The following is a 14987-nucleotide window of genomic DNA, read 5'->3' as shown; positions in this document are numbered from 1 at the left end:
CTCAATTAAATAGACTTTCTATTTCCTTTTTATTTAACTTAACTCCAATAAAAGAAATTACAGTATCCTTACTATTAGATATTTTTCTTATTTCAAACTCATCCTTTACAAAATCAAATTGTCCAAAGCTACCATCTATAAGCTTTACTATTCCCTTTGCTCTTAAAACTTCTCCAAAGCTAGTACTTGAAGAGATAAACTTAAACTTAGACACCAACTCTGATTTGGAAATCCTTTTATTTGGATAAATAGCAAAGCTTTCAAAAGTATCCTTAGCCTTATTATTTTCTATTGCCCTTAAATTTGCTTTTAAACTTTTATTTTCATTAATATTTTTAGTATTTATATTTCTTAAAATATCTAAAGAATTTATAACATTCCAATCCTCTGTTAATATAGTATTTTTTTTGCTTATTTTATTTATTTTTGCTATAACCTCCTGTAACTTATCTTTTTTTATCTTTTGAGTTCTACTTAAAATTATTTTTTTTGAATATATAATTTGATCCTCATAAAAATCTTTAAAATTATTAATATATAAATCAAATTTTTCTGGGTCTATTACCGTAATTACATTATCAACATAAACTTTTTCTTTTAGTCTTTCTTCTTTAAAAACTTTCAGTATATCACTTAGCTTCGCAACACCAGAAGGCTCTATTATTAACCTACTAGGTTCATACTTTTCTATAACCTCTAAAATAGCATTTTTAAAATCTCCCGTTACTTCACAACAAATACATCCTGAGTTAATTTCCTTTATTTTAATATTAGATTCCTTAAGAATTAATGCATCTATACTTACTTCTCCAAACTCATTTTCTATAATTACTATATTATCTTCATAAGCTCCATCTTTAATAAGTTTTTTTATAAGAAAGGTTTTTCCTGCACCTAAAAAACCTGAAAAAATATCTACTTTTACTTTCATTCTTCACCTCAAAATAAATAATATTATGTTCTAAACATTTTATGATAATAAGAATATATTTATTACAAAAAATAGAGAAATAGCCATTACTAACAATATATATATTATTAGTAATGGCTATTTCTTTATTATATATATTAATTTTCTTTAGTTACTAAACTTAAATTTTCAAAAGAATTTGTTAATATATATCTTCCTTCTCCAACTTTTATATATTTTAACCTAACTTTATCACCTACAGAACTTAAAGCAACCTCCCTAGAAGTTTCTGTAGAAACTGTAAATATGTTTTCTTGACCTTTTATTTTAATATCATATATACTAGTTCCATCTTTAACCACTAATCCTATTCTTTCTATTTCTCCATCTAAAACTTCTTCATTATTACTACCTTCAAGAGAAATATTCGTATTAGTCAACCCTTCCATATATTTATTTAAAGTAGATTGAAGAGAATCCCCAACTCCAACTATATTGTAGTTTTTAACATTTACCATAGCATATTGTTTTACTAACCCATTAGAATCCTTCAATGTCATAAAGTATGTTGGCTCATTTTGAATATTAATTAAATATGGTAATGTTGCTGTGTATCCATACTGCTGAACTTTTCCCTCTGCTGACTTCATACTTGCAGTTTCTGTAGCACCTGAAGTTTTATACATTTTTGTTTTACCAGTTCTTGTGTCAGTTAAAGTAAAACCAACTAACCCTTCATCATTTCCCACTGATGTTATTCCTGTATAGTAATAACAATCATCATTATTATAAATTAAATTCATTCCTTCAGTTGATTTTAATTTATTTTTATCACTAAAATTAAATACTCCATGCACTAACTCTCCCCACTTATCTATATAATTTCTTATATATCTATCTGGCTGGATTCTATCTATCCATTTTGGTGCATTTTCTATATCATATACTTTAGATTCTCCACTTTGAGCATCTAAAACTAATACTCCTACTGCCTTTGATTCTGCTAATCCAATTGCATTATCATACCTTGTAACTACCCAATAAGGATTACCTTCATCATCTAATTCAAAGGTAAAATCAGTATGACCAGCTTTCATGTCCCTTAAGTAAGAAGCCCTTTCCAAATCACTAAATAGATATGCTGATTCTAAATATTTTATTTTAATATCTTTTCCCTTTACTTCTGTAACTAATTGAACATCACTTTCATTAGTTGCGCTTACCTTTATATAACCTGTTGTTCCTTCTCTATTAGTTAACCACTTAAAAAATGAGGAATGTTCTAAAGGAGCTACAAAATATAATTGCCCATTTACACTTTGAAGAGTTAAATCTCCTATTGTTACCTGACTTCCTAAACTAGGTATTTCCCCTAACTTTTTATCAGCTAATTTATAAGCAACATCTTTATCTATTGTTGGCAATTGCTTTAAATCTATATGTTGAATTTCATTACTAAACTCAACACTTTCTACTTCACCGATTAAATCTCTATGTGCTTTATAATTTAATAACGGACTACAAGCAATAGATGCAATTATATATATTAAAGCAACCGTAATTGCAGCTACTCCATATTTTTTGTTAAAAGTAAAGAATGCATATACCGCAGTAACTACAACAAATACTCCAACTATATAAAAAGAGCTTAAGGTAAAATCTAATATTAAATCACTATTGAAAGCTAAAACTATTCCTGAAACTAAATAAGCAATAATTAGATAACTTAAATATTTTGAAAATGAACTTTTTTTTGGTTTGAAATCTTTTATATTTTCCATTTTAATCCCCCTAATTCAAAAGAACTACTTGTATGTTATAATATATAATATAGTATTTTTTACCTCTTGTAAAGTATTTTTTATCATTTTTAATAATTTATTTATATTTTATCAATTTATATTTTTCCAATATACAGTGTAATTAATTTAAATAAAAGTAACCCGACAAAATGTCGAGTTACTTTTTTAATTATTTTTGTAAGTTTTAAAAAGATAATTTACCACTATTTTCCCCATTGATTGTTTGTAGCTGTTTTTTCAGCACCGTGTGCGCATCCACAACAGCCTGATTTATGTTTCTTTTCTTCGTTCTTTTTATTTTCACATCCACATTTACTCATTTAAAACACCTCCTATAACTTACACTCTTATTATTTGTTTTTAAAAGATTTTAATGTTATAAAAAATGTTCATTATATGGATTAAAAACTATATCAATGTTTTAATTACCAAGCTAATTTCTAAATATTATATATCCCATATATCCAATATAAAGTATTACTAAAGTTAATCCTTCTATTTTTCCTAATGCTAACTTATCCTTTTTCCCTTTGAACATAAATACTCCAAGAATTAACGATACAACTATTAAAAATAATATATCCGCTAATAAAGATGCTGAAATTAGAATAGGATTAATACTTGAAGAAACACCTAAAATTAATAATATATTAAATATATTAGAACCAAGGACATTTCCTATTGCTATATCATTTTCTCCCTTAATAGCTGCTATTATAGATGTAACTAGTTCTGGTAAAGATGTACCTATAGCCACAATAGTTAAACCAACTAACTTATCACTTAATCCAAAGGAATAAGCTATATTAGAAGCGGAATTAACTACTAAATTTCCACCTAAAATTATTCCTGCTATTCCAACTATTATTTTAATTATTGAGGCTAAAATTTTTATATTATTATTGGTTTCATTATCTTCGCCTTCAGATTTAGCAGTTTTTATTAAATATAATGTATAAACTACACAACCTAATATTAAAATAATCCCTGATAATCTACTTAAACCTACTTCTTTATTAAATAAAATTCTCCCGAAGGTTAACATAAATAAAGAAATAGTAACAACTATATTTACTATATAATCCTTAAGCATTGTGCTTTTTTTAATTAATATTGGTGTAATTATGGACGTAACTCCTAATACCATTAAAGTGTTAAAAATATTAGATCCTAGTACATTTCCTATAGTTATGCCATTATTTCCTTCAAAAGAAGCTATCAAACTAACTGCAAGTTCTGGTGCACTTGTTCCAATTGAAACTATGGTTAACCCAACAACAATAGGTGGAATTCCAAATTTTTTAGCAATATTTGATGCTCCTTCAACAAATATATCTGCTCCTTTAATAAGTAAGATAAAACCTATTATTAATATTAAATAACTCATTTTTTCTCCTTTATCTTTAGTTACTATTCTTTTTTATAATTTTAACTATATCTAATTTTTTATTCATATCTTTAAATACATAAAATAAGGTAATCTAAAAAAGATTACCTTGTAAAAATCTTAATAAGTAGAATTACTTTCTTTTCCTTCACAAATTGCTACGGATGCTGAAGCTCCTATTCTATTAGCTCCATTTTCAATCATAGTCATTGCATCTTCTAAAGTTCTAACTCCACCTGAAGCCTTAACTCCAAGTTCATCACCTACAGTTTCTCTCATTAGTTTTATATCACTTGCAGTAGCTCCACCTGTGCTAAATCCTGTAGATGTTTTAACAAAATCTGCACCTGCTTCCTTTGATAACTTACAAGCAGTTATTTTTTCTTCATCTGTTAAAAGACAAGTTTCTATTATAACCTTTGTTAAGGCCTTTCCCTTTGCAGCATTTACAACAGCTTCTATGTCTTTTTTAATGTATTCTAGATTTCCTTCTTTAAGCTTCCCAACATTTATAACCATATCAACTTCAGTTGCACCTTTTTTAATAACATCTTCTGTTTCAAAGGCTTTAACTTCAGTTGTAGTAGCTCCTAAAGGAAATCCTATCACAGTACAAACCTTTACATTGCTTCCTCTTAATATACTATGAGCCTTTTCAACCATTGCAGGATTAACACAAACTGATGCAAAATTATATTCTAATGCTTCCTTACATAGCTTTTCAATTTCCTTTTCAGTAGCCTCCGGCTTTAAACTAGTATGATCAATCATTCTAGCTAAATCTTTTTTATTCATAAAAGATCTCCTCCTATATAGTATTTTAAACACTCTCATTATATAGTAAATTTGATAATATTTAAAGACATTTTAAAATAAAGTTAATTGCTCTATTGAATTTTCCTTAAAGGATGACACAGTTACACCAATTAATCTAATATTTTCATTAATTTCTTCATTATTTATTATTTCATTGCAAACTTTATATATTTCATTAAAATTATTTGTATAAAAATTTAACGTTTTACTTCTAGTATGGCTTTGGAAACTTTCTGTTTTGTATTTAACCGTTATAGTCTTTCCTTCTATATTTAATTTTATTAATTGATTACTTATTTCTTTAGAAAAATCTTTTAGATACTCTAGAAGTTCTTCTTTATCACTTGTATCAATTTTTAATGTTCTTTCTCTGCCATAGGATTTTCTATCTCTTTCAACCTCAACTTCCCTATTATCTATTCCTCTAATTCTATCATATATCTCTAAACCATACTTTCCTAAATACTCTATATAAAAGTCCTTTGGCATTTCATATAAGTCTTTTACAGTAAATATACCTATATTGTTTAATCTTTCAACTGACTTTTTTCCTAATCCATAAATTTTAGAAATTGGAAATGGCAAAAGAATCTTTGGCATCATATCCTTAGTTATTATCTTAATTCCATTTGGCTTATTCCAATCAGATGCTAACTTTGCTAAAAATTTATTGTAAGAAATTCCAATTGAAATAGTTAATCCTATTTCTTTTAACACACGATATTTTATATAATTTGCAGCTTCAAGTCCATCCTTAAATCTACTATACGTTATATCTAAATATGCCTCATCAATAGAAAGAGGTTCTATTATTGGAGTTACATCCCTTAATATATTAAATATCTTCCTAGATATTTCTTTATATCTAATCATTCTAGTTCTTAAATATATTCCATGAGGGCACAATTTTCTAGCAATAAATATAGGCATAGCAGAATGTATACCATATTTTCTAGCCTCATAAGAACATGTTGATACAACCCCTCTTTCACTTACCCCACCTACTATAACTGGTTTTCCTCTAAGTGATTTATTATCAAGTTGCTCTACTGATGCAAAAAAGGCATCCATATCTACATGTAATATTAACCTTTCCATATTAACTCCTTTAGGCTAAGGCTTCCGCAAACATTCCTTTATTTTTAGACTTTATAAAACAATATACTCCCTGTGCTAGTAATTCATCAATATAGTTTCTTTTTTCATTTATTGTTGTAAAGGATATTATCGTTATTGCAATAATAGTTCTAAAGCCCTTATCCATATAATATTCATATTCGCTTTCTTCATCGCATAGCATGTCTATTACACCTTCAATTAAATCTACACTTTTTCTTGTATCTCTATTAGATAGTACACCTAAAAGAGGAAGAAATTGTTGTGCAAGCTTTATTTCTCTTTTTTCTAACTGTAAAATAAATTCAATAGTTTTATACATATGGCCAGAAGAGCCATTTAACATTATGGCATTTGTTAAGCTTTGAATTCCATTTTTAGATTTTATATTTAAATTAGTCATATAATTATATATAGTTTCAATAAATTCGTCTATTGTCTTTATATCAATATCATTTAATGCCCATAATGCACAAACTAAATAATCATCTTCACCTGTTATATTATAATATTTTTCTTTAAGTAAAATAAATACAGCTTTCATTTTTTCAGCTATTTTTTCTTTATCTTTATCCTTACCATATTTAGCTAAAACAAATGAAGTTAGTACTAGATAATCACACTCATTAAAACCTTCTGATTTTAAAACTTCCTCTACTTCATATATATCACTAATTAATTCTTTCTCATTTTCTTCTTCTAAGGCTATTAAAAGAGAAAGGATGTAAAGTATATCTCCTCTAAAGGGAGATACCCTAGATGATGTAGACTTAATATATTTTCTAATACCTTTTACCTTTTCAAAAGGTATTTCTTTTTCATAGTGAGAATAAACTAAAGATGCAAAATGATTAATTAAATCTCCATCATTTCTTAAATCTATTTTCGCTTTTCTATAATTTTCAATTGTCAAATTAATTCTGTCTCTGAGAAGTTTATCCATATTAATACTCCCTCGCTTTACTTAAGCATATTAAATTCCCCAAGTTTATTATACTATAAATACTGTGTCATTTTCATAACAAAATAATAACAATTTATAAAATAAACATTAAAGTAGCCAAGGTAAGTAAAACTTATCTTGGCACTTAAACTTTATCCTTTGTTTATTTAAATACTAACAACAGAATAATAATGCTAAAGCTGCTAATCCAAATAGGCCGCCGCATCCAAATCCACAGCCACCACCGAATCCTCCGCATCCACAACTACCACCAAATCCTCCACAACTACAACCACCGAATCCTCCGCATCCAAATCCGCATCCACAGTTATTTTGTGTAGCAAAAACACTTCCATTTTTATCAAAAATAATAATTAATTTTACAGTGTTATCACAATCAGTTATATACATTTGTGGGAACTGACAAAGAAATTGTGATATAGCTGGGCTAAAAGATCTTACTATTATTGCAAATTCTTGTGGAGCAAATGTTTCCGGAATAAAACTATCTACCAAATTACAGTTTTCATTTAATTCTTCTATGCCAAATTTAAAATCATCCATGTTGTAATCACTGCAGCATTTCTCATTCTTCTCTGAACAACAAGGATTTCTTCTTATAACTTTAATTGGACTAGAAATAGCAATTAAGTTATTACATGGTAAAGCTGGAGCTTGTAAAACTCCATCACATCCAGTAACTATAATGTTAATTTTTATTCCGTCACCACATATACACTTTGGTAAATTTCTTCTAATTTCTCTTCCTATACATCCATCACAACAAATAATTAAATTGTATTCATTGCAAGAACACATGTTTCTAACTTTTTTTAAACATATTTTCATTTGTATCTTCTCCTTTTATCTAAAAGTATGGATAGTACATAATATGTTTAAATTATTTATTGTTCTCCTAAAATAAATTTTATTATTATTGTATAAAAATATATAAACTCGTTAAGAATAAAAAAGGATACCTTAATCAGTATCCCCTTAATATTATGAAAAAATTATGGTAGTACTTTATCTTTAAATACTACCATAATTTTTTTCTCTTAAGGCTTCATAGCATATTCTCTAATTTTACTTCTGTTATAGAATCTTATATACTCCTTATATAAAAACCATTATTATAAATTTCTTTGTTATATTTTATTTCTATATTATCACATAATCTTTCATCTTTTCTAGCTATTACAAAATTCACTCCATTTATACTAACTTCGGAGTCTTCCTCTGACACATAATCAGTATAAAGATCATATGCTGGCTTACCACATCCCACTGCAGCAACCTTTATTCTTATATTCTTTAATTCACTATTTTTTATTTTTTCTAATAATGCTATCTTTGTTTCTTCATTAAATACTATATTCAATATTATCTTCCTTTCTAAAATTAATAATTAAAATTATATCACCAACATAATATTATTTATATATATTATAATAATAAATATTTTATAAGGAGGATATACTATGAAGAGGGATTATATTGACAGCAATGAAAGTTGTTCAATTAAATTACCCTATCCTAATATAGAAGTTAGAGAGAAAAATGTAGATTATGCAAAAATGTTAAAAAAATGTTATTGTGGTCTATATTCAGAATTAACACTAGCAAATCAATATATTTACCAAAAATTTTTAACAAATTCTTACTTAAAAGATATATTTGAAAAAATGTCAAAAGTAGAACTTGAACATTTAAATATTTTAGGAGAATTATTAATAGCTTTAGGAGAGCAACCAAACTTTTCTTTAGAAAGAAAAAAGAAAAGCTATAATTGGAATGTAAATTTCATAAATGAAGATACTTCATTAAAAAGTATGTTAATAAACAATATTAAAGCTGAAGAGAAAATAATTAAAGAGTATAGAAAAATTGCTAAAGTAATTGATGATGAAAATATAATTACTATACTAAACAGAATTATCTTAGATGAGGAAATTCATATAAAAATTTTAAAACAAATATATAAAAATGAAATCGATAAATAAATATTTATTTTTTTGTTTTATTAATACTTTAATTATGTTATAATGACCTTGATATTATAATTGTTTATATACAATATTTCATAGATATAAAGGAGTTTTAATTATGGGTTTCAAAGATAAAATGAGTAAATATTTTACAGATGCATATATGGAAAAGTATGGGGATAGAATGACTAGCACAGCTGGTACTGTTTTATCTGTAAAAATAGAAGAAAAGAACATATTAGGAATTATAAGAAAATTAACAGCTCATATTTTAATTAAGCCAGATATGGGTAAAGGTGTAGTTAAAACTCAATATAAGGTTAGAAAATGGTTTAAAAAGCCTACTTTTATTGATGTTAAACAAGGACACAAAGTTATTATAATGGGAATTGAAGGCGAAAAAGGCAAAGCTGATTCAGAAGTAATTACTATTTCTAATATAGCTAACTTAACAACTAAAAAAGACTTACACCCATTTGATCATAATCAATTAAAGAAAGCAAGACAACAAGCCACAAAAATGAGAGCAAGATAGTAATTTTTTATATAGGAATTTAGATTTAATCTAAATTCCTATTTTATTTTTACAAAAGAAGGTTGCCTTAAGCAACCTTCTTTAATTTATATTATTTTAACCTTATTAATTAAATACTACAACTTCTGTTTCTTCAATAGCCTTGTTAACTAATTCATCAATATTTAAAACTTCTTCAGATTTTCTTATCATATCTACTCTTGGTTTAGTTTTTGGATGTTTTGGAACAAATATTGTACAACAATCTTCATATGGTAATATTGATGTTTCGTATGTTTCAATTTCTCTAGCTATATCCATGATATCAGTTTTATCCATAGCTATTAAAGGTCTAAATACTGGTCTATCTGCACAATCATTACTTACCATTAAACCTTCCATAGTTTGACTTGCAACTTGACCTATACTTTCCCCTGTTGCTACAGATTGAATTCCGTACTTCTCAGCTAGTGCACAAGCTACTCTCATCATAAATCTTCTCATTATTATAGTTAATTCATCTTCTCTACAACCATTAATTATAGCCATTTGAATTTCTGTAAAAGGTACTATATGTAAGTTTACCTTTTCTGTGTAATTTGATAATATCTTAGCTAAATCTTTAACCTTATCCTTTGCTCTTTCAGAAGTATATGGATGACTATGATAATATACACAATGTAATTCAACACCTCTTCTAGCCATTAAATACCCTGCAACTGGAGAATCTATACCACCAGATAACATTAGCATTGTACTACCATTAATTCCATATGGAAGTCCACCAACACCTTTAATCTTGTCTTTAGTAGTATATATGTATGCACTTTCTCTTATTTCAATATTTACTAAGCACTCTGGATTTTTAACTTTAACTTCTAATCCATTCATATTGTACACAACAAACGCTCCAACTTCTTTAGAAGTTTCTAAAGAGTTTTTAGGAAAAGATTTATTTGCTCTATTTGTTTCGATTTTAAAATTCTTAGGATTAGCTTCTTTAACCTTTCTTAAAGCTTCTTCTTTAATAGCTTGCATATCTCTTGGTACTTCCGTTACTATACAAACTTCTGAAACTCCAAAAACTTTTCTTACTCTTTCCGCAGCCTCTTCTATATCATTCGCCTTTATAAAGTATCTTCCTTGATCTGAAATTAAAGAATATTCTAATCCCTTTAACTTCTTTTTTATATTATCTCTTAATTTTTTTTCAAACTTATTTCTATTTAAGCCCTTTAAAAAAATTTCTGATGCATATTTTACTAATATTAATTTATTCATCTTTTAACTCTCCTTAAAAATGTTAATGAACTTTTCAGTACTTCTATAACCTTATCTACCTCTTCTTTAGTGTTAAATTTAGAAAATGAAAATCTTATGGCACTTTCCACTTCTTGATTGTTTAACCCTAAAGCTTTAACAACATAACTTCCTTGAGATGCACTTGTTTTAGAAGTACATGCAGATCCTGTTGCTACATAAATATTATTTTCTTCTAATAAGTGAAGTAATACCTCAGCCCTAACTCCGATAAATGAAACATTTAGTATATAAGGAGTAAAATCATCTCTTAAAGGACTATTTATTCTTATATTATTTATTTCACCTAATCTCTTTATCATATATTCTTTAATAGATTTTACATATTCAAAGCTAGCCTTACTATTTTCCATAGTTAATTCAGCTGCTTTATGCAATCCTACAATTCCAGGGACATTATGAGTACCACCTCTTATTCCACTTTCTTGACTTCCTGCATTTATTAAAGGATTTAATACTATACCTTTTTTAATAAAAGTAAAGCCTACACCCTTAGGTCCATGAATTTTATGCCCAGCAGCTGTTAACATATCTATATTCATTTTCTTTACATCTATATTTAACTTTCCATAAGATTGTACTGCGTCAACATGGAATCTTGCTCTAGAGCTATTTTTCTTAATAATTCTACCTATTTCTTCAATATCTTGAATTGATCCCATTTCATTATTTACATGCATTATTGTAACTAATACCGTATCTTTAGAAATAGCCTTTTCTAATTCCTCTAAGGATATTTTTCCATCCTTATTTAATTTTAAATATGTAACACGAACTCCATTCCTTTCAAGTTCCTCATATGGCATTAAAACTGAATGATGCTCAAAGCTTGTTGTAATAATATGATGTCCTGGTTTTACTAATCCCTTAATTATTAAATTATTACCTTCACTTCCACCTGAAGTAAAATATATTTCTTCCTTTGATGCATTTATACTTCTACCTATAAACTCTCTTGCTTCAGTTATTTTCTTTTCAGCCTTTATTCCTATTTTATGGAGAGATGATGGATTACCGAAATATTCCTCCATTGCTTTTGCCGTTTCTTCTATAACTTCTTTATATGGTTTTGTTGTTGCACTATTGTCAAAATAAATTTCCAAAGTTTATCCCTCCCTTTAGTATTTTACAATAGGTTTAAAATTAATATATCAAATTTCTAAAAATAAATAAAGATATTTCTCTTTAAACTTAGTTCATAAAAAAAAGACTATTCATAAAATAGCCCTTTTTTTGCGTGATATAAAATATTTTAAGGAATTTTTATTCCATAGCCACAAATTCAACTTTTTCTACATCTCTTAATTTGGACAATCCATCCATTAATGTAGTTAAATCTCCACTTATAGATGATATATTAATAGTTAAACTAACATTAGCTTTTTTATTCATTGGTATACCTTGGTTTATAGTAATTATGCTACCACCCTCTTCTGAAATATAATTTAATATTCCAGAAAGTACACCTTTATTATCATTTATCATCATATTTATAGTTACCTTTTGTCCTTGGTCAGTTTCTACAAGCTCAAATACAGTATCTTTATATTTATAATATACACTTCTACTTATATTAACTGTTTTAGCTGCTTCAGTAACATCCTTAACCTTTCCTTCTTTAAGAAGTCTTTTAGCATCAACTACTTTTTCATAAACATCAGGCAAAGCTCTTTTGTCTACAATTAAAAAATTCCCTTTCATTTGTACCACCTTTATATGACTTAGCCCCCACATTATCTATAGAAAGCTCTTTAACATTCCAATTTATATGCTCATCTTTTAAAAATTTTTTTATATTTCCCACAATCTCCTCATGGTCATTTTTTATAATAGCCATAATTGTTGGCCCTGCCCCACTTAAAAAACAACTTAAGGCTCCACTGGATATACATTTATTATAAACTAAATTATAATTTTTTATTAGAGGACTTCTATACTTTTCATGTAATGAGTCCCTACAAGCATATTTAAGTAGTTCATATCTTCCATTTGAAAAAGCTGAAATCATTAATGATGCTCTACTTATATTATAAACTGCATCTTTAAAAGCCACTTCCGTTGGTAATACTTTTCTTGCTAAGGAAGTCGATAATTCGAAATCAGGAATTATTGCAACAAAATTAATTCCTTCTTTTACATCTATTTTATTATATATTACATCCTTTTCTTCAATTACAGATACAACCATTCCACCAAAAAAGGCAGGTGCTATATTATCTGGATGTCCTTCAATTTCAACACCAATTTTAAAAAGGTCTTCTAAGCTTAATATATTCCCCATTATATAATTTGCTCCTAAAAGTCCTGCTACTATACAGGTAGAACTAGATCCAAGTCCCCTTGACATTGGAATGTTTTCTTCAACTAATTTTATCTTTAATCCCCTAGGTATATAATTACACTTATTAAAGCAAATCATCATAGATTTATATACAATATTATCTTTATTAGAAAATTCTTCTTTGAATCCTTCAAATTCAACTCCATTTTCAATTTCAGAGAATTCAAATATATTATATAGATTAAAGGCTATTCCTAACGTATCAAATCCTGGCCCCATATTAGCTGAAGTTGCTGGTACTCTTACTTTAATCATTGATTATACCTAAAAAATCTAAAAGTGGTTTTTTTAATTCATTGCATTCACAAATAAAATTATGAATTACCTCTTTATTATTTAACCCTTTTAAATTAAAAGGAACTTTTACTTTTGAAAAATTATATAACTTTTCAATTACTTCAAAATCATCAATACCACTAAGTTCTAGTCCTAATGCCCCTAAAATACTTCTAGGAAATTTGTATGGGCTTGCAGTTGAAGCAATTAAATATGGTGTTTCATCCCTAGTTTCACTTATATATTTATTTAATACAGCATAAGCTACTGCTGTATGAGTATCTATTAAGTAGCCCTCTTTATTATATACATCGCTTATTGCCTTATAAACCTCTTCACTTGTAGCATAATTTCCGTAAAAATCCTTTAATCCATTTATAATTTTTTCATTTACTTTATAGATGCCATTTTCACTTAAATCTTTCATTAAGTTTTTTATTTCATTGCAGTCCCTACCACTTGCTTCAAATAATAGTCTTTCTAAATTAGAAGAAACCAATATATCCATAGAAGGTGATTCTGTTAATATAAGTTCCCTTCTTTTGTCATATATACCTTTTTTGAAAAAGTCAGAAAGTACGTTATTTTCATTAGATGCACATATAAACTTAGCAATAGGAAGCCCCATTTCCTTTGCATAATATGAAGCAAGTATATTCCCAAAATTTCCAGTAGGAACTACTACATTTATTTTATCCCCAAATTTTATTTTTTGCTTATTTACTAATTGAAGGTACCCATAAAAATAATAAACAATTTGTGGTATTAACCTTCCAATATTAATTGAGTTTGCAGAAGAAAGTAAGAATTTATTTTGAATTAACTTTTCCTTAAACTCATTATCCCCAAAAATATCTTTTACGCCTCTTTGAGCATCATCGAAATTACCCCTAATTCCTACTACTCTTAAATTATTTCCTTCCTGAGTTAACATCTGCATTTCTTGTACTGGACTTACCCCATCTTTAGGATAATATACCATTACCCTAAATCCATCTATATCTTTAAAGCCTTCTAAGGCCGCTTTACCTGTATCTCCTGATGTAGCTGCTAAAATCACTATTTCTTCATCTAAGTTAAGTTTCTTCTTAGCTAATCCCATGATTTGAGGAAGAAACAATAATGCTGCATCTTTGAAAGCTGACGTAGGTCCATGATATAATTCTAAGAAATTATTTTTCAACTCTACTTTAAACCTTTTTTCATACGCCCCGTTTATTGCAAGTTTAATCTCTTCATCATTAAAATCTGTAAAATATTCTTTTATAACCTTAAATGCAATTTCTTCATAAGTTAAGCTTGTCTTATCTTTAAAATCTTTAAATATATTTGGAAAATTCCTTGGAACATATAACCCCCCATCTTTAGATATTCCATTTATAATTGCCTTGGAAGAAGATATATCTTGTTCTCCTCCCCTAGTACTAATAAACCTCATAAAATCACCCCAAACTTCGGTTTATTATCTTTTTATTTATATTAACATGTTTTCCTTATATGTACAAGTGTTTTTATTTTAGATACAAAAATATTTTTTATTATTAAAGGGACTGTTAAAAACAGCCCCTTTAGAC

15 protein-coding genes are annotated in these 14987 nt (G+C 27.2%); 2 read left to right on the top strand and 13 right to left on the bottom strand.

The genetic code is table 11. The features are described from left to right. Position 1: 1 nt before the first annotated feature. The 8 genes from BN6774_RS08635 to BN6774_RS08600 all read right to left on the bottom strand — a co-directional run bounded on the left by BN6774_RS08635 (position 2) and on the right by BN6774_RS08600 (position 8355). Positions 2–931 carry a CobW family GTP-binding protein gene (locus tag BN6774_RS08635; RefSeq protein ID WP_066892658.1) on the bottom strand — a complete coding sequence of 310 codons (930 nt, stop codon included), beginning with the start codon at positions 929–931 and terminating at the stop codon, positions 2–4. Positions 932–1068: 137 nt separating this feature from the next. Then, on the bottom strand, positions 1069–2691 hold the full coding sequence (locus BN6774_RS08630) for a cell shape-determining protein (RefSeq protein ID WP_066892655.1): 1623 nt from the start codon (positions 2689–2691) through the stop codon (positions 1069–1071). 454 nt (positions 2692–3145) lie between these two features. Then, positions 3146–4099 carry a calcium/sodium antiporter gene (locus BN6774_RS08625; RefSeq protein WP_066892652.1) on the bottom strand — a complete coding sequence of 318 codons (954 nt, stop codon included), beginning with the start codon at positions 4097–4099 and terminating at the stop codon, positions 3146–3148. Positions 4100–4219: 120 nt separating this feature from the next. Continuing rightward, entirely contained in the window at positions 4220–4894 is a 675-nt protein-coding gene (gene deoC / locus BN6774_RS08620; protein WP_066892648.1) for a deoxyribose-phosphate aldolase, read from the bottom strand. A 72-nt stretch (positions 4895–4966) separates the two neighbouring features. Further along, the gene (locus tag BN6774_RS08615) at positions 4967–6013 is read right to left on the bottom strand and encodes a DNA polymerase IV (protein ID WP_066892645.1); all 1047 of its coding nucleotides are present in this window, start codon (positions 6011–6013) and stop codon (positions 4967–4969) included. A 10-nt stretch (positions 6014–6023) separates the two neighbouring features. After that, positions 6024–6974, bottom strand: a complete 951-nt coding sequence (locus BN6774_RS08610) for a DUF4003 family protein (protein WP_066892642.1) — start codon at positions 6972–6974, stop codon at positions 6024–6026. Between the two features lie 174 nt (positions 6975–7148). Further along, complete coding sequence (locus BN6774_RS08605) at positions 7149–7823, bottom strand: hypothetical protein (protein ID WP_066892639.1); 675 nt, start codon at positions 7821–7823, stop codon at positions 7149–7151. 256 nt (positions 7824–8079) lie between these two features. Beyond that, positions 8080–8355: a hypothetical protein gene (locus BN6774_RS08600; protein WP_066892636.1), complete on the bottom strand. Its 276-nt coding sequence runs from the start codon at positions 8353–8355 to the stop codon at positions 8080–8082. A 100-nt stretch (positions 8356–8455) separates the two neighbouring features. On the opposite strand from BN6774_RS08600, the gene BN6774_RS08595 reads away from it, so the two are divergent. Together BN6774_RS08595 and BN6774_RS08590 are read left to right on the top strand one after the other, a co-directional pair. Further along, positions 8456–8977 (top strand): ferritin family protein, encoded by a 522-nt coding sequence (locus tag BN6774_RS08595; RefSeq protein ID WP_066892634.1) that lies wholly within the window; start codon positions 8456–8458, stop codon positions 8975–8977. 103 nt (positions 8978–9080) lie between these two features. After that, positions 9081–9497 carry a hypothetical protein gene (locus BN6774_RS08590; protein WP_066892631.1) on the top strand — a complete coding sequence of 139 codons (417 nt, stop codon included), beginning with the start codon at positions 9081–9083 and terminating at the stop codon, positions 9495–9497. A gap of 105 nt (positions 9498–9602) precedes the next feature. Here BN6774_RS08590 and thiI read toward each other — a convergent pair whose 3' ends face one another. The 5 genes from thiI to thrC all read right to left on the bottom strand — a co-directional run bounded on the left by thiI (position 9603) and on the right by thrC (position 14851). Further along, complete coding sequence (gene thiI, locus BN6774_RS08585; RefSeq protein ID WP_066892628.1) at positions 9603–10757, bottom strand: tRNA uracil 4-sulfurtransferase ThiI; 1155 nt, start codon at positions 10755–10757, stop codon at positions 9603–9605. Further along, a complete protein-coding gene (locus tag BN6774_RS08580) occupies positions 10754–11899 on the bottom strand; it encodes a cysteine desulfurase family protein (protein ID WP_066892625.1) in 1146 nt (381 codons plus the stop codon). Before BN6774_RS08580 ends, thiI begins: the two co-directional genes overlap by 4 nt. Before the next feature lie 160 nt (positions 11900–12059). Continuing rightward, positions 12060–12497 carry an ACT domain-containing protein gene (locus tag BN6774_RS08575; protein WP_066892622.1) on the bottom strand — a complete coding sequence of 146 codons (438 nt, stop codon included), beginning with the start codon at positions 12495–12497 and terminating at the stop codon, positions 12060–12062. Beyond that, positions 12454–13392, bottom strand: coding sequence for a homoserine kinase (gene thrB / locus BN6774_RS08570; protein ID WP_066892619.1), 939 nt, complete (start codon positions 13390–13392; stop codon positions 12454–12456). Before thrB ends, BN6774_RS08575 begins: the two co-directional genes overlap by 44 nt. After that, the gene (gene thrC / locus BN6774_RS08565) at positions 13385–14851 is read right to left on the bottom strand and encodes a threonine synthase (protein ID WP_066892616.1); all 1467 of its coding nucleotides are present in this window, start codon (positions 14849–14851) and stop codon (positions 13385–13387) included. The genes thrB and thrC overlap by 8 nt, the downstream gene beginning before the upstream one ends. Positions 14852–14987 lie beyond the last annotated feature (136 nt).

It is taken from the genome of Clostridium nigeriense, assembly GCF_900086595.1.
GTDB classification, from domain to species: domain Bacteria; phylum Bacillota; class Clostridia; order Clostridiales; family Clostridiaceae; genus Clostridium; species Clostridium nigeriense.
This window is presented reverse-complemented; position numbering and strand designations above follow the sequence as displayed.